Source organism: Cupriavidus taiwanensis (assembly GCF_900250115.1).
GTDB lineage: Bacteria > Pseudomonadota > Gammaproteobacteria > Burkholderiales > Burkholderiaceae > Cupriavidus > Cupriavidus taiwanensis_B.
In genome coordinates this window covers 1,922,568-1,945,375 of record NZ_LT984803.1, presented here as the reverse complement: position 1 = coordinate 1,945,375, position 22,808 = coordinate 1,922,568, and the positions used below count along the sequence as shown (strand labels likewise).

20 protein-coding genes and 1 pseudogene are annotated in these 22,808 nt (G+C 66.5%); 16 read left to right on the top strand and 5 right to left on the bottom strand.

Annotated features, from left to right (window positions below; translation table 11 throughout):
• Positions 1–5: 5 nt before the first annotated feature.
• The 8 genes and pseudogenes from CBM2586_RS09185 to CBM2586_RS09150 form a co-directional block, all read left to right on the top strand.
• Positions 6–1,163, top strand: a pseudogene (locus CBM2586_RS09185) (sensor histidine kinase); the annotation flags it as partial.
• Between the two features lie 136 nt (positions 1,164–1,299).
• Positions 1,300–2,124 (top strand): LytR/AlgR family response regulator transcription factor, encoded by an 825-nt coding sequence (locus CBM2586_RS09180; protein WP_115661913.1) that lies wholly within the window; start codon positions 1,300–1,302, stop codon positions 2,122–2,124.
• Between the two features lie 153 nt (positions 2,125–2,277).
• Entirely contained in the window at positions 2,278–3,540 is a 1,263-nt protein-coding gene (locus CBM2586_RS09175; RefSeq protein WP_115663724.1) for an MFS transporter, read from the top strand.
• Positions 3,541–3,598: 58 nt separating this feature from the next.
• Entirely contained in the window at positions 3,599–5,338 is a 1,740-nt protein-coding gene (locus CBM2586_RS09170; RefSeq protein WP_373424199.1) for a thiamine pyrophosphate-binding protein, read from the top strand.
• Positions 5,339–5,383: 45 nt separating this feature from the next.
• The gene (gene rraA, locus CBM2586_RS09165; RefSeq protein ID WP_115661915.1) at positions 5,384–5,881 is read left to right on the top strand and encodes a ribonuclease E activity regulator RraA; all 498 of its coding nucleotides are present in this window, start codon (positions 5,384–5,386) and stop codon (positions 5,879–5,881) included.
• 2 nt (positions 5,882–5,883) lie between these two features.
• A complete protein-coding gene (locus tag CBM2586_RS09160; RefSeq protein WP_115661916.1) occupies positions 5,884–6,300 on the top strand; it encodes a gamma-glutamylcyclotransferase family protein in 417 nt (138 codons plus the stop codon).
• Positions 6,301–6,800: 500 nt separating this feature from the next.
• Complete coding sequence (gene aceA, locus CBM2586_RS09155) at positions 6,801–8,096, top strand: isocitrate lyase (RefSeq protein ID WP_115687286.1); 1,296 nt, start codon at positions 6,801–6,803, stop codon at positions 8,094–8,096.
• A 599-nt stretch (positions 8,097–8,695) separates the two neighbouring features.
• The gene (locus CBM2586_RS09150) at positions 8,696–9,457 is read left to right on the top strand and encodes a M48 family metalloprotease (RefSeq protein WP_115661918.1); all 762 of its coding nucleotides are present in this window, start codon (positions 8,696–8,698) and stop codon (positions 9,455–9,457) included.
• An 81-nt stretch (positions 9,458–9,538) separates the two neighbouring features.
• Here the strand turns inward: CBM2586_RS09150 and CBM2586_RS09145 are convergent, their stop codons facing one another.
• A complete protein-coding gene (locus tag CBM2586_RS09145) occupies positions 9,539–9,973 on the bottom strand; it encodes a universal stress protein (protein WP_115687285.1) in 435 nt (144 codons plus the stop codon).
• A gap of 178 nt (positions 9,974–10,151) precedes the next feature.
• A complete protein-coding gene (locus tag CBM2586_RS09140) occupies positions 10,152–11,102 on the bottom strand; it encodes a LysR family transcriptional regulator (protein WP_115687284.1) in 951 nt (316 codons plus the stop codon).
• A 294-nt stretch (positions 11,103–11,396) separates the two neighbouring features.
• Here CBM2586_RS09140 and CBM2586_RS09135 point away from each other — a divergent pair, with 294 nt between their 5' ends.
• The 6 genes from CBM2586_RS09135 (at position 11,397) to CBM2586_RS09110 (ending at position 16,801) form a co-directional block, all read left to right on the top strand.
• Positions 11,397–12,098 (top strand): haloacid dehalogenase type II, encoded by a 702-nt coding sequence (locus tag CBM2586_RS09135; protein ID WP_115687283.1) that lies wholly within the window; start codon positions 11,397–11,399, stop codon positions 12,096–12,098.
• Positions 12,099–12,149: 51 nt separating this feature from the next.
• Positions 12,150–13,736, top strand: coding sequence for a malate synthase A (aceB, locus tag CBM2586_RS09130; protein ID WP_115687282.1), 1,587 nt, complete (start codon positions 12,150–12,152; stop codon positions 13,734–13,736).
• A 331-nt stretch (positions 13,737–14,067) separates the two neighbouring features.
• Positions 14,068–14,631: a TIGR01841 family phasin PhaP3 gene (gene phaP3, locus CBM2586_RS09125; protein WP_269464850.1), complete on the top strand. Its 564-nt coding sequence runs from the start codon at positions 14,068–14,070 to the stop codon at positions 14,629–14,631.
• A gap of 271 nt (positions 14,632–14,902) precedes the next feature.
• The gene (phbB, locus tag CBM2586_RS09120) at positions 14,903–15,646 is read left to right on the top strand and encodes an acetoacetyl-CoA reductase (protein WP_115661923.1); all 744 of its coding nucleotides are present in this window, start codon (positions 14,903–14,905) and stop codon (positions 15,644–15,646) included.
• Positions 15,647–15,834: 188 nt separating this feature from the next.
• Positions 15,835–16,266: a universal stress protein gene (locus CBM2586_RS09115; RefSeq protein ID WP_115661924.1), complete on the top strand. Its 432-nt coding sequence runs from the start codon at positions 15,835–15,837 to the stop codon at positions 16,264–16,266.
• A gap of 70 nt (positions 16,267–16,336) precedes the next feature.
• A complete protein-coding gene (locus tag CBM2586_RS09110; protein WP_115661925.1) occupies positions 16,337–16,801 on the top strand; it encodes a ferritin-like domain-containing protein in 465 nt (154 codons plus the stop codon).
• 62 nt (positions 16,802–16,863) lie between these two features.
• On the opposite strand, the gene CBM2586_RS09105 is transcribed toward CBM2586_RS09110, so the two are convergent.
• The gene (locus tag CBM2586_RS09105) at positions 16,864–17,859 is read right to left on the bottom strand and encodes a LacI family DNA-binding transcriptional regulator (RefSeq protein ID WP_115661926.1); all 996 of its coding nucleotides are present in this window, start codon (positions 17,857–17,859) and stop codon (positions 16,864–16,866) included.
• Positions 17,860–18,110: 251 nt separating this feature from the next.
• Here CBM2586_RS09105 and CBM2586_RS09100 point away from each other — a divergent pair, with 251 nt between their 5' ends.
• On the top strand, positions 18,111–19,259 hold the full coding sequence (locus tag CBM2586_RS09100) for an L-talarate/galactarate dehydratase (RefSeq protein WP_115687281.1): 1,149 nt from the start codon (positions 18,111–18,113) through the stop codon (positions 19,257–19,259).
• A 36-nt stretch (positions 19,260–19,295) separates the two neighbouring features.
• A complete protein-coding gene (locus tag CBM2586_RS09095) occupies positions 19,296–20,252 on the top strand; it encodes a Bug family tripartite tricarboxylate transporter substrate binding protein (RefSeq protein ID WP_115661928.1) in 957 nt (318 codons plus the stop codon).
• A gap of 19 nt (positions 20,253–20,271) precedes the next feature.
• Here CBM2586_RS09095 and CBM2586_RS09090 read toward each other — a convergent pair whose 3' ends face one another.
• A complete protein-coding gene (locus CBM2586_RS09090; protein ID WP_115661929.1) occupies positions 20,272–20,790 on the bottom strand; it encodes a hypothetical protein in 519 nt (172 codons plus the stop codon).
• A gap of 103 nt (positions 20,791–20,893) precedes the next feature.
• Positions 20,894–22,657 carry an ABC transporter ATP-binding protein/permease gene (locus CBM2586_RS09085; protein WP_115661930.1) on the bottom strand — a complete coding sequence of 588 codons (1,764 nt, stop codon included), beginning with the start codon at positions 22,655–22,657 and terminating at the stop codon, positions 20,894–20,896.
• Positions 22,658–22,808: the final 151 nt, after the last annotated feature.

Sequence of the window (22,808 nt, the reverse complement as noted above, 5' to 3'; positions counted from 1 at the left end):
CTAACATGAACGCCATGGACCGCTGCTTCACACACGCCTGCACCGCCGCCATCCCGTCCCGCCTGAATATCCTCGGGCGCGACCTGCTGTTCGTGCTGTGCATGAACTCGGTGATCGCCATCAGCCTGAACTACGGCTTCCAGACCGGCGGCACGCTCTGGCACAACTTCGTCTACAGCCAGCTGATCGGGCTGTCGATCTGGGTGCTGATCGACATCCCGCGCGTGGTGATCTGGTGGAACGACCGGCCGCGCCGCTGGCCCTTCCTGCTGCTCGCCGCCGCGGCCGTGCCCGCGGGCGTGGTATTCGGCAGCTGGGCCACGCGCGTGGTGCTGGACCTGCCGCCCAAGTCGGCCGACGAGGCCGGCGGGATGCTGCGCATGTGTCTGGTGGTAGGCATGCTGGCGGCCGCGTCGATGATCTATTTCTACTGGTCGCGCGAGAAGCTGGCCTCGCTGGAGCGGCAGGCGGCGCTGGACGCGCTGCAGCGCGAGGAAGCCGAAAAGCAGCTGGTGCGCGCGCAGCTGATGGCGCTGCAGGCGCAGATCGAGCCGCACTTCCTGTTCAACTCGCTGGCCAACCTCGACGGCCTGATCGCCACCGATCCGCCGGCGGCGCGGCAGCTGCTGCAGCGGCTGATCGGCTTCCTGCGCATGTCGCTGGCGCACACCCGCGCCGAGCAATGCACGCTGCGGCAGGAGTTCGAGCTGCTGCGCAGCTATCTCGAGATCCAGGCCCTGCGCTTCGGCCAGCGACTGTCGTATGACATCGACCTGCCGCGCGACCTGGCCAAGGTGGAAATCCCGCCGATGCTGATCCAGCCGCTGGTGGAGAACGCGGTCACGCATGGCATCGAACCCTGCATGATCGGCGGCCATATCCGGCTGTCGGCACGCGCGGCCGGCGACAACGCGGTGCAGGTGGTGATCGCCGATACCGGGGTCGGTTTCGGCCAGGCCTCGGGCAAGGGTTCGGGGCTGGGCATCACCCATGTGCGCGAGCGCCTGGCGCGTATCTTCGGCGCGGCGGCGACCATGCAGATGGAAGAGAACACGCCGCGTGGCGTGGTGGTGCGGCTGACCTTGCCGCTGGAGCGCCCGGCCGAGGCGCCCACCTTGACCCAGACCGTCACCGCCGTGCCGGACGGCATGCCGGTATCCGCCCCGCCATGCCACGGCTCTGAGGCGCACGCGCTGTCGCTTCACCTGAAAAAAAACAAGCGCCGCAGGTTGCGCCCGTGCCGGCGCGCCCGCGGCGCCACCAAGCTGCCAACGCCAACGCCAACGCCCCCACGCCCCCATGACCCCGACCCTGCTGATTGCCGACGACGAAGCGCTGCTCGCCCGCGTGCTCGAATCCGAACTGGCGGCCCTGTGGCCCGAGGCCCGGGTCGTGTCCGTGGTCCACGACGGCGTGGCCGCGCTGGCGGCGGCACGCGAGCACCAGCCGCGCGTGGCCTTCCTCGATATCCGCATGCCGGGCATGAGCGGCATGGACGTGGCGCGCGAACTGATCGAATTCGATGTCCCGCCGCTGGTGGTGTTCGTCACCGCCTACGACCAGTTTGCGCTGGAGGCCTTCGAGCGCGCCGCGGTCGACTACGTGCTCAAGCCGGTGCAGCGCGAGCGGCTGGAAGCGACCGTGCAGCGCCTGAAGGACCGGCTGGCCGCGCCCGCGGAAGCGGAAGACGGCGACGAGGAAGCCGCGGTGGCCGAGACCGACCGGCTCGGCCAGCTGCTGGCGCGCCTGGAATCGCTCGAGCATGCCGCGCCGGGCGCGGCCGGCGCGCCGCAGCGCCAGTACCTGCGCTTTATCAAGGCACTGGTGGGGCAGGAGGTGCGCATCATCCCGGTCGATGAAGTGATCTACCTGGAAGCCACCGACAAGTACGTCAACGTGGTTTCCGGCGCCGGCGAGGCGCTGATCCGCACCAGCCTGCGCGAGCTGACCCAGCAACTCGATCCCGAGCGCTTCTGGCAGGTGCACCGCGGCACCGTGGTCAACATCAGCTGCGTCGCCAGCGCGGTCAACCAGTCGCTGGGCCGGCTGTCGCTGCGGCTGCGCGACCGGCCGGAGCTGCTGCCGGTGGCGCGCCAGTACGCACACCTGTTCAAGCAGATGTGAGGGCGCCGGCGGGGCAGCAAGGGCCAGGCCGCGGGCGGCGTGGCCACCACCTGCCAGCAGCGGGCAGGGGTTTTCCTCTATGATGCGGGCTTCGGCCCGTATTTTTTTGCCCGCCGCCCATCCCACCGCATCGCCCCTCCGACCGCCAGCGCCATGCCCACCGCCGCCCTCGAACCCACCCCCAATTCCCTTCGCCACGACGCCCAGGTGATCGGGCTGGTGGGACTGGCGCATGGCGTCTCGCACTTCTACCACCTGTTGCTGGCGCCGCTGTTCCCGTGGATCAAGGCCGAGTTCGGGCTGAGCTACGCCGAGCTGGGCCTGCTGATGACGGTGTTCTTCGCGGTCTCGGCGGTGGTGCAGACCGCGTCGGGCTTCGTGGTCGACCGCTTCGGCGCGCGGCCGGTGCTGTTCGGCGGGCTGGCCTGCCTGGGCGCGGCGGCCTTGCTGCTGTCGGCCAGCGGCGGCTATGCCGGGCTGCTGATCGGCGCGGCGGTGGCGGGCCTCGGCAATGGCGTATTCCATCCGGCCGACTTCACGCTGCTGAACAAGCATGTGTCGCAGCCGCGGCTGGGCCACGCGTTCTCGGTGCACGGCATTTCCGGCAACCTGGGCTGGGCCGCGGCGCCGCTGTTCCTGGTGGCGATTGCCAACCTCGCCAGCTGGCGCGTGGCACTGGCGGCGGCGTCGGCAGTGGCCTTGATCGTGCTGGCCGTGCTGGTGGCGCTGCGCCACGTGCTGGACCCGCGCGAAGTGCAGGCCGCGGTGGGCCGGTCTGCCGCCCGCGCCGCGGGGGCTGGCGCCAGCGTGCTCGGTTTCCTGCGCCTGCCGCAGGTGTGGGTGTGCTGGGGCTTCTTCCTGCTGACCACGTTCTCCGCCGCCGGCATCCAGAGCTTTGCGCCCACCGCGCTGACCTACCTGTATGGCATGCCGTTCACGCTCGCCACTGCGTCGTACACCGTCTACATGCTGTGCAGCGCCGGCGGCATGGTGGTCGGCGGCTTTGCAGCCAGCCGCACCAGCAACCATGACCGGCTGATCGCGCTGAGCTTCACCGTGTCGGGCCTGATGGCGGTGCTGGTGGGGCTGAACCTGGTGCCCGCGCTGCTGGTGCCGGTGCTGATGGGCGTGATCGGCTTTGGCGCCGGCACCGCCGGGCCGTCGCGCGACCTGCTGGTGCGCGCGGCAGCGCCGGCCGGCGCCACCGGGCGCGTCTACGGCGTGGTCTACTCTGGCCTGGATATCGGCCTGGCCTGCGGCCCGCTGTTCTTCGGCGCGCTGATGGATGCGAGGCTGCCGGCCTGGGTCTTCTTCATGATCGGCGGCTTCCAGTTGCTGTCGATCTTCACCGCGGTGACCGTGGGCAACGGCAACCGCTCGCGCAGCCAGGCCGCGGCACGGGCGGAGGCCGCCTAGCCTAGCCCGGCCCGCCAGCCCGCCGCTATTCGAATCCGCTTGCCTGAGGAACGTTTCCATGCCAATGACCCCGGCCAACGCCACCCAGCCTGAAGACACCGATCGCGGCACGCCGTTGCCGGGCGGCCACATCCTGGTCGACGCGCTGCTGGCGCACGGGGCCGAGCTGGCCTTCGGCGTGCCGGGCGAAAGCTACCTGGCGGTGCTCGATGGTTTCCACCGCCGCCGCGACCGGCTGCGCTTCATCGTTTGCCGCCAGGAGGGCGGCGCCGCGGTGATGGCCGAAGCCTACGGCAAGCTGACCGGGCGCCCCGGGCTGGCCTTCTGCACGCGCGGTCCCGGCGCCACCAATGCCAGCATCGGCGTGCATACCGCGTTCCAGGACTCGACCCCGATGATCCTGTTCATCGGCCAGGTCGGCACCGATTTCATGGACCGCGAGGCCTTCCAGGAGATCGACTACCGCCGCATGTTCGGCCAGATGGCCAAGTGGGTGGCGCAGATCGACCGGGTCGAACGCATCCCCGAATACATCGCGCGCGCCTACCAGACCGCCACCTCGGGCCGTCCCGGCCCGGTGGTGCTGGCGCTGCCCGAAGACATGCTGGCTCAAACCGCCACGGTGCCGCAGTTGCAGGCCTATCAGCGCGTCATGGCCTGGCCCGGCGAGGGTGAGCTGGCGCGCCTGGCCGAGATGCTCCATGCTGCCGAGCGCCCGTTCGTGCTGGCCGGCGGCAGCGGCTGGACGCCGCAGGCCTGCGCCGACCTGCAGGCCTTTGCCGAGCGCTTCGCGCTGCCGGTGGGCTGCGCCTTCCGCGGCCAGGACCTGTTCGACAACCGCCATCCCAACTACGCCGGCGATGTCGGCATCGGCATCAACCCCGCGCTGGCCGAGCGCATCCGCAATGCCGACCTGGTGCTCGCGATCGGCCCGCGGCTGGGCGAGATGACCACCGGCGGCTACGCGCTGATCGCGGCGCCGCGGCCGGCGCAGAAGCTGGTCCATGTGCATGCCGGAGCCGAGGAGCTGGGCAGCGTGTACCAGGCCGACCTGATGATCCAGGCCGCGATGCCGGCGATCGCGGCGCGCCTGGCCGGCCTGCAGCCCAAGGGGGCGCCACGCTGGCAAGCCTGGACCGAAGCCGCGCATGCCGATTACGAACGCTACCTGCAGCCGCCGCCGTTCACCGGGCAGGGCGTCGACATGGCCGAAGTCATTCGCACGCTGGACCAGATGCTGCCGGCCGACGCGGTGGTGACCAATGGCGCCGGCAACTATGCCGGCTGGCTGCACCGCTATTTCCACTATCGGCCGTTCACCGGCGGCGGCCGCGGCCAGCTGGCGCCGACCAGCGGCGCGATGGGCTACGGCGTGCCGGCCGCCGTCGGCGCCAAGATCGCCTTCCCGCAGCGCACCGTGGTGGCGCTGGCGGGCGACGGCTGCTTCCTGATGAATGGCCAGGAACTTGCTACGTCGATGCAATACCAGGCGCCGGTGATCATCATCGTCGTCAACAACGGCATGTACGGCACCATCCGCATGCACCAGGAACGCGAATACCCCGCGCACGTGTCCGGCACCGAACTGCGCAATCCCGACTTTGCCGCACTGGCGCGCGCCTACGGGGCACGCGGCGCCACCGTCACCACGACCGGGGCCTTTGCGCCGGCATTGCGCGAGGCGCTGGCGGCGCCGGTGTCGACCTTGATCGAAATCCAGGTGGACCCGGACGTGATCACGCCGCGCACCACGCTGAGCGCGATCCGCGCGCAGGCACTGGCGAGCCGGAAGCCGTGACGCCGTACCGCAATGCATTGATTCTTTCCTATCAGGAGACCGTAGATGAAGCCCGTCACCACCGACCTGTGCGACGCGCATGAAGACCGCCTGGCCGACGGCACGCTGCGCGTGATGGCGCCAGTGTTCCGCGCCTTCGGCAAACAGCCGGCGTTTGCCGGTCCCGCCGCGACGCTCAAGGTGTTCGAAGACAACTCGCTGGTGCGCAGCACGCTGGAGTCGCCGGGGCGGGGGCGCGTGCTGGTGATCGACGGCGGCGGCTCGCTGCGCTGCGCGCTGGTAGGCGGCAACCTGGGCCTGCTGGCGGAGAAGAACGGCTGGGCCGGCATCGTCGTCAACGGCTGCATCCGCGATACCGCCGAGCTGGACGTGTGCGACATCGGCATCCGCGCGCTGGCCGCGCACCCGCAGAAGAGCCAGAAGCGCAACGTGGGCGAGAGCGAGGTCGCGGTGCAGATGCCGGGCGCGGTGGTGCGTCCGGGCAACTGGATCTACGTCGATGTCGACGGGATCCTGATCGCCGACGAGCCGCTGGAGCGCTGAGCATGCCGCGCGTCTTCGTCTACGGCACGCTGCGCGCCGGCGAGGTCAACGACCTGAACGCCGCGGCCCGGCGCCACGGCATTGCCGCGCCCACGCTGCTGGGCGCTGGCACGGTGGCCGGCAGGCTTTATGACTTCGGCACGTATCCCGGCCTGGTGCTGGACGCCGGCGGCGGGCCGGTGGTCGGCGATATCTACGAGATTGCCGAAGCCCTGCTGCCGGTGCTGGACGAGATCGAGGAGGTCTATCCGGGCCAGGCCACGCTGTTCGTGCGCGCGGAACAGGCGGTGCAGTGCAATGGCCAGCCCGTCGCCTGCCTGCTGTATCCGGTGGCCGACGCCGCGACCGCCGCGCTGCCGCGTATAGACGGCGGCGACTGGGTCGCCTATCGCCGCGCCCGCGATACGGCCGCGGCCTGAATCCCGCACGCGTTTCAAACCAGCGGCGCCCATTCGCGGCGCCGTTTGTTTTTTGCGGCATGGCCAACCATCGTGCTGGTCCATGGCTATCCCGATAACAGCGAAGTCTGGCACGGCGTGGGATCGACGCTTAACGGCGCTGCATGCGAGCCGAGGCCACCGGCAGCTTGCGCTACCTTCCGAAAATTTCACAATGTGGAAAAAGATTTTGGGCCGCAAAAATCCCGGTTTGCGTAGCACAACGGCATTTCTCATGATGAAAGATTCTGTCCCGCATCATGAAATAAGTTAAGCAAGATACTGATTTAAAAGAAAAATAAATCTTGGTTCGCCACAGGCTTCGGGGTTGTTGCGACGCGGTAGCGTTCTCTAAACTCTTATATAAGACACAGGGCCCTGGGTGCGAAAACAGCGGCCAGCGCATCGGCGACGCGACGCAGCCCCGGGTCGGGCGAGCACGAGATTCTCAGCCATCCCCAATCACGTTCAGGAGAGCGACCATGAACCGCCAAGAGCAGATCCAGGCCCTGCAGACAGACTGGGAGACCAATCCGCGCTGGAAGGGTATCAAGCGTCATTTCACCGCCGAAGACGTGGTGCGCCTGCGCGGTTCGGTCCAGGTCGAGCACACCCTGGCGCGCCGTGGCGCCGAAAAACTGTGGCACCTGCTGCATACCGAACCGTTCGTCAACTCGCTCGGCGCGCTGACCGGCAACCAGGCCATGCAGCAGGTCAAGGCCGGCCTGAAGGCGATCTACCTCTCGGGCTGGCAGGTCGCCGGCGACGCCAACCTGGCTGGCGAGATGTACCCCGACCAGTCGCTGTATCCGGCCAACTCGGTGCCCCAGGTGGTCAAGCGCATCAACAACACCTTCCAGCGCGCCGACCAGATCCAGTGGAGCGAAGGCTCGGGCGACACCGACTTCTTCGCACCGATCGTGGCCGACGCGGAAGCCGGCTTCGGCGGCGTGCTGAACGCCTTCGAACTGATGAAGTCCATGATCGAGGCGGGCGCCGCCGGCGTGCACTTCGAGGACCAGCTCGCTTCGGTGAAGAAGTGCGGCCACATGGGCGGCAAGGTGCTGGTGCCGACCCGCGAAGCCGTCGCCAAGCTGACCGCCGCGCGCCTGGCCGCCGACGTCTCGGGCGTGCCGACGCTGGTGATCGCCCGCACCGACGCCGAAGCCGCCGACCTGCTGACCTCGGACATCGACGACAACGACAAGCCCTTCTGCACCGGCGAGCGCACCGTCGAAGGCTTCTACCGCGTCCGCAACGGCCTGGAGCAGTCGATCTCGCGCGCGCTGGCCTACGCCGAGGTCGCCGACCTGGTGTGGTGCGAGACCGGCAAGCCGGACCTGGAATTCGCCAAGAAGTTTGCCGAGGCCGTGCACGCCCGCTTCCCGGGCAAGATGCTGGCCTACAACTGCTCGCCATCGTTCAACTGGAAGAAGAACCTGGACGACGCCACCATCGCCCGGTTCCAGCGCGAGCTGGGCGCGATGGGCTACAAGTTCCAGTTCATCACGCTGGCCGGCTTCCACTCGCTCAACTACTCGATGTTCAACCTGGCCTACGGCTATGCCCGCAACCAGATGAGCGCGTTCGTCGAACTGCAGGAAGCGGAGTTCAAGGCCGCCGAAAAGGGCTTCACCGCGGTCAAGCACCAGCGCGAAGTCGGCACCGGTTACTTCGACGCCGTGACCCAGGCCATCGAAGGCGGCCAGTCGTCGACGACCGCGCTGAAGGGTTCGACCGAAGACGAGCAGTTCTTCGAACACAAGAAAGTGGCCTGACTCTCCTGGTCACTCCCGCCGGCTCGTGGGTCCGGCGGGATCGGGCGGGCGTGCGACCATCACGCTCTCCCTTTTAGGCGACGCGCCGTTCTCTCTCAGGGACGGCGCGATTTTTTTGTTTCCAATGCGACCGCCGTACACAGGCTGGATGCGGGAGCGCGTAGCGGCGCTTCACTCGAAGGTGCCGGCCGCCTTGGAGAGCGTCCACCCCACGCCGAGACATAGACCAACCCATCCAAGCGCGATCAGGGCGACGTCGTGCCAGTTCATCGTGCGACGCCCGGGTCGGCGCAATTTGAATGTGTCCCGTGACGAAGGCATGGCGGTCTCCCTCGAAGGCATGGGAACAGGCTAGGGCACTGGCCTGAGATTTCACGGACGGATTTGTAAAGGTTTGTTGCGGTGCGGATGAGCCACTGCCCATCGCCCCCGGGGCCGCCGCATTTTTTGCGTCCCTCGATCTGGAAGATTATCCAAATGCAACAAATTGTCATTTTTGGCGGCTTGCAGCATTTGGGTGATTCCCTGGCGCGGGCAGATAGCTTAAAGTGCCGGGGCCTTTATCGGCACCTCCGAGCCACTCCCCCCAGAACAACATCATGAAAGCAACTCTCTCGCTCGCTGCCTGCGCCGTCGCGGCGGCACTGCTGGCCGGCTGTTCCGGCGGCATGCCCACCAATGTCGACGGCATGCTGAGCGCCGGCACCTCGCTGGCCAAGGCTGCCACGCTGTCGGACGCCGACGTCAAGAGCCTGTCGGACCAGGCTTGCGCGGAATCGGACAAGACCAACAAGCTCGCCGCCGCCAACAGCACCTACAGCAAGCGCCTGGTCAAGATCATGAGCGGGCTGAAGAACAGCGACGTGCCCAATGTCAACGCCAAGGTCTACATGACCAAGGACGTCAACGCCTGGGCCATGGCCAACGGCTGCGTGCGCGTGTACAGCGGCCTGATGGACATGATGACCGACGACGAAGTGCGCGGCGTGCTGGGCCACGAGCTGGGCCACGTGGCGCTGGGCCACACCAAGAAGGCCATGCAGGTGGCCTACACCGCCACCGCGGCGCGCGGCGCGGCGGCGTCGGCCGGCAATGGCGCGGTGGCGGCGCTGTCGCAATCGCAGCTGGGCGAGCTGGGCGAGAAGCTGATCAACGCGCAGTTCTCGCAGTCGCAGGAAACCGCGGCCGATGACTATTCGTTCGACCTGCTGACCAAGAACAGGGCCAGCACCAAGGGCCTGGTCACGGCGTTCCAGAAGTTGGCCAAGCTCGATGGCGGCAAGTCCGGCATGTTCTCGTCGCACCCGGGTTCGGAAGACCGCGCCAAGCACATCGAGCAGCGCATCAGCAAGGCTTCGTAAGCGGCCCGCGCAAGCAAAAAACCGCCCGCACCGGCATGACCGGTGCGGGCGGTTTTGCTTTGGCGCGCGCTGCGCCGGGATTCAGCGGTAGACGATCACCGGAATGTCGGTATGCGTCAGCACCTTCTGCGTCTCGCTGCCGAGCAGCAGGCCGGATAGCCCGCGCCGGCCGTGCGAGGCCATGAAGATCACGTCGCAGCCGTGGCGCTCGGCGGCGTCGATGATGCCGAGGTAGGGCACGGCAAAGGTCGACATGTCGGCGTCGAAGGTAACGCCGGCCGCCGTGGCCAGGTTTTCAATCTCTTTCAGATACAGCTTGGCCTGGTTCTCGATGCGGTCCTTGAACGCCTGCGGGGCCTCGAACACGATCTCGCTGAACGGCGTGTACGGGTATTCCTCCAGGCAGACATAGGCCGTGACGCGCGCGCCGATCGCCTTGGCGAGCTCCAGTCCGCCGTTGATGGCCTTCTTGGAGAGTTCCGAGCCGTCGGTGGGAAGCAGGATATGTTGGAACATGCGGGGCTCCTTTGCTGACTAGGGTCGGGGCAGGGCGGCGACCCGCCGGTTCGCGGCATGGCCGCGGCGCCGGGCAACGCCTGTCGTGAATCCATTGTAGTCAGTGTGCCGAGAAGGTCATTGCGTAATGTCAATGGCATCCGGATGGGCCCCGGCAGGACCCGCGAGCTCCGAGCGGTCAGTCCGCCAGCACTTCCGCCACGGGCAGCGCCGCGGCCTGCTCGGCGCGCCGCCAGTAGGACGGATTGCCGTAGGTGTTCTTCAGGTGGTCGATAAACAGCCGCACCCGCAGCGGCAGGTGCTTGCGCTGCGGGAACACCGCATGGATACCGATCGGCGGCGCCTGGAACTCGTCCAGCACCGTCACCAGACGCCCGCTGGCAATCTCGCTGCCCACCTCCCACCACGAGCGCCAGGCCAGTCCGTGGCCCCGCAGGCACCACTCGTGCAGCACCGCGCCGTCGCTGCATTCCATGGTGCCGCCCACCTTCACGGTCACGGTGCGGCCTTCCTCCTGGAACACCCAGCCGCGCTGCATGTTGGCGCTGGCGCCGAAGGCCAGGCAGTTATGGCGCTGCAGGTCCTCCGGCGTATTCGGGCGCCCCGCGCGCGCCAGGTAGTCCGGCGCGGCCACCACCACCCGCCGGGTTTCGGCGAGCCGGATCGACACCAGGCTCGAGTCGGGCAGGTCGCCCAGGCGGATGGCGCAGTCGAAGCCTTCGTTGACCAGGTCGACCACGCGATCGGACAGGTCCAGCGTGATCGACACGTCCGGGTGCGACTCGACGAACAGCGGCACCAGCGGCGCCACGTGCTTGCGCCCATAGCCGGCCGGCGCGGTCACGCGCAGGTGGCCGCTGGCCTTGACGCCGCCGGCCGAGACGCTGGCCTCGGCGTTGTGCAGGTCGTTGAGGATGCGCTGGCAATCCTCCAGGAAGGCCGAGCCTTCGAAGGTCAGGCTGATCTTGCGCGTGGTCCGTACCAGCAGCTTGACGCCCAGCCGCTCTTCGAGCGCATCGATGCGCCGGCCGATGATCGCCGGCGCCACGCCCTCGGCCGCGGCGGCGGCGGACAGGCTGCCGCGCGAGGCGACGGATACAAAGGTCTCCAGTTGTTTGAAATGGTCCACGGATTGTTTCGCCTGATATGCGCGGGAGGTCCCGCGGGGTGCCGCGCTGGCCACGCAACGGGTGCCGGGGCGGGTCTTCGGTCACCAGTGCAGAGGATTTGGTGCGGAGTTTTGTTTTAGTGAGCCAAGATTAGTTGTGTAAAAGTAAAAGATCAAGTGACCGACGGCCACTTTGCCGCACTGCAGCGTCTCCCTACAATTCGATGCATTCAATGGTGTACAGAGCCCTCGCAGCTGTGGTCTGCTCGCCGCTCCACCCCGTTGCCCCGTACCTTGCAGGTTATCCAGGCTCCCATGAACAAGATCCGCGCCGTCGTCTTCGATGCCTATGGCACGCTGTTCGACGTGTACTCCGTCACCGCGCGCGCGGAACAGCTGTTTCCGGGCCGCGGCGAGGCGCTGGCGCTGCTGTGGCGCGAGCGCCAGATCGACTACACCCGCATCCGCACCATGGCCGCGCCCGACGGCGCGCGCTACAAGCCGTTCTGGGCCATCACCGTGGATGCGCTGCGCTACGCCGCCGAGCGCCTGGGCCTGCCGCTGGACGAAGCCGCCGAGGCCCAGCTGCTGAAGGAATACGCGTGCCTGTCGGCGTTCCCGGAAAACCTGGGCGCGCTCAAGCGCCTGCGCAAGGCGGGGCTGCCGCTGGGCATCCTGTCCAACGGCAATACGGAGATGCTCGACATCTCGGTCAAGAGTGCCGGCATGCACGGCCTGTTCGACCATGTGCTGTCGGTCGATGCGGTGCGCCAGTACAAGACCGCGCCGGCCGCCTATGCGCTCGGGCCGCTGGCGTTCGGCCTGGAGGCGCAGGAGATGCTGTTCGTCTCGTCCAACGGCTGGGACGCGTGCGGCGCCACCTGGTATGGCTACACCACTTTCTGGATCAACCGTGCCGGCCATCCGGCGGAGCGGCTCGATGTCGCCCCCGCCGGCGCCGGGCACGACATGAACGACCTGCTCGAATTCGTCCGCGCCCATGGCGTGGCGGCATAGCAGGGCGCCCAACAACCAAAGCTATCGCAATCGTTTAACAGGAGAACACTGATGGCTATCACGCTGCCCGCGGGCATGAAGATTACCGGCGAAATCCTGCCGGCCTACGAAGATATCCTCACGCCGGAAGCCCTGGCCCTGGTAGACAAGCTGCACCGCGCCTTCGAGCCGCGCCGTCAGGAACTGCTGGCCGCGCGCGTCGCGCGCGCCAAGCGCCTGGACGCCGGTGAAGTTCCCGATTTCCTGCCGGAAACCAAGAGCATCCGCGAAGGCGACTGGAAGGTTGCGCCGGTGCCCAAGGCGCTGGAATGCCGCCGCGTGGAAATCACCGGCCCGGTCGAAGCCAAGATGGTGATCAACGCCTTCAACTCGGGCGCTGACAGCTACATGACCGACTTCGAGGATTCCAATACGCCCAACTGGCACAACCAGCTGCAGGGCCAGGTCAACCTGAAGGCCGCCGTGCGCCGCACGCTGACGCTGGAATCGAAGGGCAAGCAATACAAGCTGAACGACAAGATCGCCACGCTGCAGGTGCGTCCGCGCGGCTGGCACCTGGACGAGAAGCACGTCACCATCGACGGCAAGCGCGTCTCGGGCGGCATCTTCGACTTCGCGCTGTTCCTGTTCCACAACGCCAAGGAACAAATCGCCCGCGGCGCCGGCCCGTTCTTCTACCTGCCCAAGATGGAAAGCCATCTGGAAGCGCGCCTGTGGAACGACATCTTCGTGATGGCGCAGAACGAAATCGGCCTGCCGCAAGGCACCATCAAGGCCACCGTGCTGATCGAGACCATCCTCGCCGCGTTCGAGATGGACGAGATCCTGTATGAGCTGCGCGAGCACAGCGCCGGCCTGAACGCCGGCCGCTGGGACTACATCTTCTCGTGCATCAAGAAGTTCAAGAACGACAAGGACTTCTGCCTGGCCGACCGCGCCAAGGTCACCATGACCGCGCCGTTCATGCGCTCGTACGCGCTGCTGCTGCTCAAGACCTGTCACCACCGCGGCGCGCCCGCGATCGGCGGCATGAGCGCGCTGATCCCGATCAAGAACGATCCGGAGAAGAACGCCATCGCCATGGAAGGCATCATCAGCGACAAGCGCCGCGACGCCGCCGACGGCTACGACGGCGGCTGGGTGGCGCACCCGGGCCTGGTCGAGCCGGCCATGAAGGAATTCGTGGCGGTGCTGGGCGACCAGCCGAACCAGTTCGGCAAGCAGCGTCCGGACGTGCAGGTGAAGGGGGCCGACCTGCTGAACTTCCAGCCGGAAACGCCGATCACCGAGCACGGCCTGCGCATGAACATCAACGTCGGCATCCACTACCTGGGCGCCTGGCTGGCCGGCAACGGCTGCGTGCCGATCCACAACCTGATGGAAGACGCCGCCACCGCCGAGATCTCGCGCTCGCAAGTGTGGCAGTGGATCCGCTCGCCCAAGGGCAAGCTGGAAGACGGCACCAAGGTCACGGCCGAGCTGGTGCGCAAGCTGATCCCGGAAGAGCTGGCCAAGGTCAAGGAACTGGTTGGTGGCGACACCAGCACCTATGACCGCGCTGCCGAGATTTTCGAGCAGATGTCGACGTCGGCGGACTTTGCCGAGTTCCTGACGCTGCCGCTGTACGAAGAAGTCTGAACAACCCGGCATTGGCAATCGGAAACCGCAGCTTCGGCTGCGGTTTTTTTATTGCTTCCGCGCCCGGCGGTGCGTTAAGCCGGGCTTACACCTGTCATGCACTGCAGCAACACAGCGTAAATACTTGTAACTTTAGAGCCTCGGACTTCACTTTTATTGTTCTGTCTTCAATACTTTGTGGGTTTATCCCTAGGGTCTGAATTGGAGTAAACACTCTAGGATGCGGTTTCGATGGTGCGCTGCAAGATCCGCTGCGCGGCACGGTCGGAACGCTTGGTCGTGACCGATTGCCAGCGCTGGCGCGCCATTTCGTCCGACCCACCCACAGGAGATCCGCATGTCACCTTTTACGCCCGAACAATTTGCTGCGGCGCAGAAGTCCAACGTGAACCATTTGTTCGCGCTGACGAACACGGCGTTTGAAGGTTTCCAGAAGCTGACCGAGCTGAACCTGCAGGCCTTCAAGACCACGCTCGCCGAAGGCCAGGTCAATGCCGAAGCGGTACTGGCCGGCAAGGACCTGCGCGAAGTGTTCGCGGCCCAGGGCAACCTGGCCCAGCCGGCTGCCGAGAAGGCGGTCGCGTATGCGCGCCATGTCTATGAAATCGCCTCGAACACCCAGGCGGAACTCAGCAAGGCCGTCGAGGCCCAGTACGAACAGCACAACCGCAACGTCCAGGCCTTGGTCGACACCTTCGTGAAGAACGCGCCGGCCGGTTCGGAAGCACTGACCGCGCTGCTGCAGTCGGGCGTCGCCGCGGCCAATACCACCTACCAGTCGTTCCAGGACGCCGCCAAGCAGACCGCCGAAGTCGCCAAGGCCAACTTTGCCAAGACCGCCGCTGCCGCATCGGCCACGGCCGCGAACGCTACGCCTCGCGCCGCCAAGGCGTAACCACAGCACGGCGCTGGCCCGGCAGGACCGGGCAGCGTACTGACTACAGATCGCGGGCATGCAGGCCGGGAACGTCGCGTTCCCTGGCCCGCGGCACCGCGACATCCAACCTTCCCGCCCCATCCATGCGCACCGGGACCGGCACGGTCCGGCCCGGCATGGCAGCGCTTTGCCTGCGCGAAGGAAGCGGGAACTTGCCCGGGGACCCAGGGGAATGTCCCTTCCTGCATGGCAGGGGTCTTTTTCAACTCACGACAACGACGCAATCAGCATGACGAAGAGAATCGCATTGGTAACAGGTGGCATGGGTGGACTCGGCGAGGCCATCAGCATCCGGCTGCACGACGCCGGCCATGCCGTGGTGGTGACGCACTCGCCCGGCAACGCCCACGCCGGGGACTGGCTGGCCAAGATGGCGGCCAGCGGCCGCGAGATGCGCGCCTATGAGGTCGACGTATCGGACTATGACGCCTGCCAGGCCTGCGCCGCGCGCATCCTGGCCGACGTTGGCCGCGTTGACATCCTGGTGAACAATGCCGGCATTACGCGCGACATGGCGTTCAAGAAGATGGACAAGCCGAACTGGGATGCGGTGATGCGGACCAATCTCGATTCGGTGTTCAACCTCACCAAGCCGCTGTGCGAAGGCATGGTCGAGCGCGGCTGGGGCCGCATCATCAATATCTCGTCGGTCAACGGCTCCAAGGGCGCGTTCGGCCAGACCAACTATGCCGCGGCCAAGGCCGGCATGCACGGCTTCACCAAGTCGCTGGCGCTGGAAGTGGCGCGCAAGGGCGTGACCGTCAACACGGTCTCGCCGGGCTACCTCGGCACCAAGATGGTCAACGCCGTGCCCAAGGAGATCATGGAGACCAAGATCCTGCCGCAGATTCCGATGGGCCGTGTCGGCAAGCCGGAAGAAGTGGCCGCACTGGTTGCCTACCTGTGCTCGGAAGACGCGGCCTATGTGACCGGCTCCAATATCGCCATCAACGGCGGGCAGCACATGCAGTAAGGCGGTCGGGAGCGGACCTCGGCACCGGCGCTGTCCGCTTCCGCAAGGTCCGTGCCGCCAGCGCGACGGCCAGGCGTCGGGAGCTGGCCATCGTTGCGTTCCGCCGCAAGCCGGATTCTTGTCCATACTGGAGCTTGACCGGCGGATCACCTCACCTCCGCCGCGAACCAACGCATGGGGAGGGAATCGTGTTCAAGCACATCTTGCTGGCCACCGATGGCTCGGAACTTTCAAGGATGGCGATGGAGGCGGCGATCGGCTTTGTCAAGGCCGATGGCGCCAAACTGACTGCCTATACCTGCATGGAAGAGTATCCCTACCTGGCATCGGGCGACGCCGGCCATCCCAGGCGCCAGGCCTTCGAAGAGCAGGAGGCCGAACGGGCCAGGGCGCGGCTGGAAGAAGTGGTCGCGGCCGCCAGGGCGGCGGGCGTGCCGTGCGCCACCGACATGACGGCAACCATACCCTACAAGGGCATCATCGACGCCGCGGCAAGGCACGAGTGTGATGTGATCTTCATGGCGTCGCACGGCCGCAGGGGCCTGGACGCCTTGCTGGTCGGCAGTGAAACGCAGAAGGTGCTGACCCACTGCCGGGTTCCCGTGCTGGTCTACCGCTGAAGGCGCGGGCGCGCAGTGCGCAGGCCCGCGCTGGGGCCTGCCGCCGGACTCATTGCACGGAGGTGCTGCCATGGCGGACATCGAACAGGACAAGGTGGTCGGCGTGCTCAATCGGATCCTCGAGGCCGAGCTCGCCGGCGTGGTGCGCTACACGCACTATTCGTTCCTGATCTTCGGCTTCGGGCGCATCCCGATCGTGTCGTGGCTGCGCGAGCAGGCCAACGAGTCGCTGCTGCATGCCCAGCAGGCCGGCGAATGGATCACCACCCTTGGCGCCTATCCCTCGCTCGGCATCGGCGAACTGCTGGACGCCCACACCCAGGATATCGGGGCGATCCTGCGTGAATCGCTGGCGACGGAACAGCAGGCCCTCGAGCTTTACCGCGAACTGCTGACCCTGGTCGAGGGCCGCTCCGTGGCGCTGGAAGAATATGCGCGGCAACTGATCCAGCTGGAGGAGCTGCATGCGGGCGAGGTCGAGAAAATGCTGCGCAAGCCCGGCGCAGTGGTGGCGGGGCAGGCGGGGAAGGCCTGACCAGGGCCAGCGCAACGTCGGTTTTTGTCTCGCCGCGGAGCGCTATCGGCGCCCACGATGCCTCAGGTCGACTGGCGCTGGATGATGCGAAAGCCGACGTCGATAACGGGCTGCGAAACGGCCTTGCCCTGGCAACGGTCGAGCAGCAGCCGCGCCGCCAGGGCGCCGATGGCGGCCCCATCCACGTGCACCGTGGTCAACGACGGATTCAGGTGTGCGGCGAAATCGGCATCGCCGAAACCACAGATGGCGAGGTCCTGGGGAATGCGCAACCCGCGCGCAAGCGCCTCCACCATGACGCCTTGCGCGAGCTGATCGGAACTGCAGTAGATGGCGCGGATGCGCGGATCCTGCTCCAGCAGCCTGGCCAGCGCCTGCCGGCCGAGCGCCAGGCTGCTCGGCGCCGGCACCACCACGGTGGGAACGTCGTGCCCCACGGTCGAGACAAAGCCTTCACGGCGCACCGCTGCGCGGTGATCGTCGCCGGTGGCAATGCCCAGCTGGCGCCAGCCCTTGCCGAGGAAGTAGCCGGCAATGGAACTGCCGACCTTCACGTGCGAAAAGCCCACGGTCATGTCGACCGGGCGGTCACTGAGATCCCAGGTTTCGACCACCGGAATACCCGCACGGCGCAAGCGCTCGCGGGCGGCTTGCGAGTGGACCAGTCCGGTCACCACGATGCCGTCGGGGCGGCGGCTGATCATCGTGCCCAGCAAGGCGTCTTCACGCGCGTGGTCGTAGCCGGTCTGTCCCAGGATCAGCTGGTAGCCGGCCGCGTCCAGCGCATCGGTCAGCGCCTTGACCGTCGGCAGGAACTGCGCCACCGCGATATTCGGGACCAGTGCGGCAATCATCAGGCTACGCTTGGACTTCAGTCCGCCGGCGAGCAGGTTGGGAATGTAGCCGGTCGCTGTCACGGCCTGCTGCACCCGCGCGATGGTCTTCTCCGACACCATGCCGGGATTGCTGAGTGCGCGCGAGGCGGTGATCAGGGAGACACCGGCCTCGCGTGCCACGTCATGCAAGGTCACGGATTTCGGCGGGTTGGTATTGGTCATCCGGGTCCTGACTCAGGGTAAATCGCTAGCGTCAACCTTGCCGGGCAGCGTTGACGCGCTAAAATGACAACGTTATCATCCGTCCATTCCCCACGGCACCCGTAGTGTCCTTGCCTGTACCGGCCAGGAACTGCGTGAAATGGCTGATGACGGATGGATTATACCAATCTTGTTCGTCCACAAATGATAACGTTGTCATTTCGACTTGCCCAGCCGTGGGTGACACCTTCCTTTCCTTAGCAAGGCATGCCATGACTCTCCCCAAGACCCCGTCCGCCGACGCCATTGCCTGGATCCGGCTCTCATCGTGTTACCTGCCGCTGGCCACGCCGATCAGCGATGCCAAGGTCCTGACCGGCCGGCAGAAGCCGATGACCGAGGTGGCGATTCTCTTTGCCGAGATCCGGACGGCGCAGGGCCAGGAGGGCATCGGCTTCAGCTACGCCAAGCGTGCCGGCGGTCCCGGACAGTTCGCGCACGCCAGTGAAATTGCGCCGGCGTTGATCGGTGAGGATCCCAGTGACATTGCCCGGCTGTGGGACAAGCTCTGCTGGGCCGGCGCGTCGGTGGGGCGCAGCGGCTTGTCGACCCAGGCGATCGGAGCCTTTGATGTGGCGCTGTGGGACCTCAAGGCCAGGCGGGCCGGCCTGTCGCTGGCAAAGCTGCTGGGCGCCCACCGCGACGCGGTGCGCTGCTACAACACGTCCGGCGGCTTTCTGCACACGCCGCTGGACCAGCTGCTGGCCAATGCGGCGGCGTCGGTGGCGCGCGGCATCGGCGGCATCAAGCTGAAGGTGGGCCAGCCGGACGGGGCGCTCGACCTCAGGCGGGTGGCCGCGGTGCGCGAGCACCTGGGGGATGCGGTGCCGCTGATGGTCGATGCCAACCAGCAATGGGACCGCCCCACTGCGCAGCGCATGTGCCGCACCTTCGAATCGTTCAACCTCGTGTGGATCGAAGAGCCGCTCGACGCCTATGACCATGAAGGCCATGCCGCGCTCGCGACCCAGTTCGATACCCCGATCGCGACCGGCGAGATGCTGACCAGCGCTGCCGAACACTGGGACCTGATCCGCCATCGCGCGGCCGATTACCTGATGCCCGATGCGCCGCGGGTGGGCGGCATCACTCCGTTCCTCAAGGTTGCGGCCCTGGCCGAGCAGGCGGGCCTGATGCTGGCGCCGCACTTCGCCATGGAGTTGCATGTGCACCTTGCCGCGGCCTATCCGCGCGAGCCATGGGTGGAACATTTCGACTGGCTGGAGCCGCTGTTCAACGAGCGGCTGGAGATCCGGGACGGCCGGATCATCGTGCCGGCCAGGCCGGGGCTTGGCGTCACCATCAGCGAGCAGGCCCGCGCCTGGACGCGACACCAGGCCGAATTCGGCGATCGCGCCTGACGTGCCCCGTCATACCGAAAACCCAGGAGACAGAACATGAAAAAGCTGATTGCATCCGTGCTGACCACGGTAGCCATGGCCGGCGCGCAGGCGGCGTGGCCCGAGAAGCCCGTCACGCTGGTGGTCCCTTTCCCGGCGGGCGGGTCGACCGACAATGTCGCGCGGATCCTGAGCGCAAAGTTCCAGGCGCAATTCGGGGGCAGTTTCGTGGTCGACAACCGCCCGGGGGCGGCCGGCATGATCGGTGCGGCTGCCGTCAGGCGTGCGCCGGCCGATGGCTATACCGTCTTCGTCTCGTCGCTCGGCCCGTTCGTCATCGGCCCGCATCTGGCGAAGCATGCGGGTTATGATCCGCTCAGGGATTTCGACTACATCAGCGTCGCGGTGCAGGCGCCGAACGTGCTGGCGGTGCCTGCCGCTTCACGCTTCAAGACCGTCCAGGATGTTATTGCCTACGCCAAGGCCAATCCCGACAAGATGACGTTCGCCTCCGCAGGCAACGGCACTAGCGATCACCTCACCGCGGCGCTGTTCTGGCAGCAAACCGGCACGAGCGGTATCCACATCCCCTACAAGGGCGGTGCTCCGGCGATGAATGACCTCATCGGCGGACAAGTCGATGCCACCTTCATGAATATCAATACCGCGGTCCCGCATATCCGGGCGGGAAAGCTGCGCGCGCTCGCCATTACCAGCACCAGGCGAGCGCCGATCCTGCCCGACGTGCCAACCATGGAAGAGTCCGGCCTCAAGGGCGTGACGGTCTATTCCTGGCAAGCGCTGGCGGCGCCCAGGGGCCTTCCCGCAGAGATCCGGGCGAAGCTGCATGCCGCCACCGTGGAGGCGCTCAATGATCCGGCAGTCAAGGCAAAATTGCTCGATGTCGGTTTTGAAATCGTGGCCAATACGCCGGAACAGTTCACCGCGTTCCAGGCGTCGGAGTTCGCCCGCTGGAAAAAGGTCATCGAGGCGGGAAAGATTACGGCCGACTGACCGAGCCCGGCAGCGCAGCTTATTTGCTGCCGTCGCGCGCATCCCCGCCGATCGCGTCGACGATGATCATGGTGCGGTCCAGCACGCCGCGCTCGTCGAAGTAGGCGCTGAAGTGAGCCGGCTGATACGCGCCGGCGTAGAGCCGGTACGACCACGCCTCGCGTTTCATCATCGGGTAGTACTCGACCGGCTCGCGCGGCAGGCCGAAGTGCTCGGCCACGTCCTGCTTGGTCCACACGCCGGGGCGGGCAGCGTAGATTTCCTTCTCGGTCAGCATCTGGCGGAAGCTGGTCAGGTTGCCGCCCGCGTCGAAGTCCGCGGCATAGACTTCGAAGCCGAGCGGCTGCTTGGAATAGATCCAGCGGCTGGTGCCGTTGGCGAACGGATAGATTTCGGAAGGCGCGCCGAAGGTATCGCGCACGGCGCTCTGCGGGCTGCCGAGCATTTTCTGCGCGGTCTGCACGGGCTGCAGGGTCGCGCAGGCGCATAGCAGGGTTGCCGCGGTGGCGGCCAGCCAGACGGACAGGCGATGGCGCATGGTGGATCTCCGGTAAGGGCAGCGGACGGGAATCCTTTCAGCATAGCGCAACGCATCCGGGCGCGGGCTGGCGCTTCCGCTGGCGCATCCGATCTGCCGGCGATCACCAGCCAAAGCGGTAATCTTGCGCCGGATGCAGCCGCCAGGTGCCGTCGCCCGGCAGTTCCAGCACCTGGCGGTGGTATTTCAGCAGCGTGGGCCGGTGGCTGACGCTGACCAGCGTCGCCTGCAACCCGCCCAGCAACTGGTACAGGGCTTCTTCGTTGCTGATGTCGAGGGCGCTGGTGGCCTCGTCCAGCATCACATAGCGCGGCCTGGAGAGCAGCACGCGCGCGATGGTCAGCCGCTGCTGCTCGCCAAGCGACAGCACCTTGCTCCAGTCCACTTCCGTGTCCAGCCCGCCGAAGCGGCCGGCGATGTCGCGCAGGTTGACGGTATCCAGCAATTGCAGCAGTTCGTCGTCTGCGACCTGCCGGCCGACATGGTTGGGGTAGAGCAGCTGGCTGCGCAGGCTGCCGACCACCATGTACGGATGCTGCGGCAGGAACAGCATGTCCTGCGGCGCCGGCCGCGCGATGCGGCCGCTGCCGCTGTTCCACAGCCCCGCGATCGCGCGCATCAGCGAACTCTTGCCGCCGCCGCTGGCGCCGACGATGAGCAGGCCCTCGCCGGGGTTGATCGACACGCTCAGGTCGGTGACCAGCGTACGCTCCTGACTGGGCGTCTGCAGCGTGACGTGTTCCAGCGCCAGCCGTGCATCCTGGCGTGACTCGATGGTGCTGGCTGCGCGCGGCGTGCTGGCCTTCTTGCCGGTCAGGGTGCTGGAGAAGGTGTCCAGGCGGTCGAGGCCGGCCACGAACCGGCTCAGGTCTTCAAAGTTGTCGACGATCACCGTCAGCGCATTCAGCACGGCGGCAAAGGCGCCCGCGGCGCGGATCGCGCTGCCGACCTCGAGCTCGCCGTCGAGCACGCGCGAGGCCACGATGGCGCTGGGCAGCAGGATGGTCAGGAAGCCATAGCCATACTGGAACATGTTCAGCCCGAGCTGCCACCGGATAAGCCGCTCGAAATTCTGGAACGCCTTGCCGAAGCGCCCGCGGACATGGGAAGACTCCTGCGGCTCGCCGCGATAGAACGCGATCGACTCGGCATTCTCGCGCACGCGGATCAGGCTGAAGCGGAAATCCGCCTCGCGCTTGAGCTGGTAGAAATTCAGGCCGATCAGCACGCGCCCGAAACAGGCGATCGAGACGAAGGTACCGGCGATGGCGTACACCACCAGGAAATAGACCAGCTCCCTGGAGATCATCCACAGCACCGCGCTGAACGCAATCAGCTGCAGCAGCGCGCCGATGCTGATCGACAGGAAGAACAGCGACTGCCGCGTAAAGGTGTTGATGTCCTCGGAGATGCGCTGGTCGGGATTGTCGATGCCGGCATCCGCATTGAGCTTGTAGAAAATGCGGTTCTTGAAATATCCGTCCAGGTAATGATGGGTCATCCAGCGCCGCCAGTGCAGGCCCAGCATGTTGCGGATGTAGTAATAGACCGCGTAGACGGGAATGGCGACGATCAGGATATACAGGCAGGTACGGATCGAGGCCCAGAAGCGCTCGGCGTCGCGCGCCGCCAGCGCCGAGGTGAATTCGCCGGTCTGCTCGTTGATCAGCACCTCGGCCTGGGTCTGGCCCAGCAGCAGCAGGACCAGCACCAGCAGCAGGCCGGCCGCCTTCCATCGCTCCTGCGAGACCCAGTACGGTTTGGCGATCACCCAATAGCGGGTCCAGACGTGCCGCGTCGAGGTGGCGGGGCGTTTGCCGGGGGGCGGAGTGCTGTCGGCCACCTGCGGCTCGGGCACGGCGCTCATAATCCACCTCCGGGGTGCTGAGCGGATTTCATTATCGTCACATGGCGGCTCCGGTCCGGGCGCGAACCGGCGCGGCGGAAAATGACTATTGAAATATAGGCCAGCAAAATCAATGCCCGGCGCTTTTGCGCACGCCGGCGCGATGGTCGTG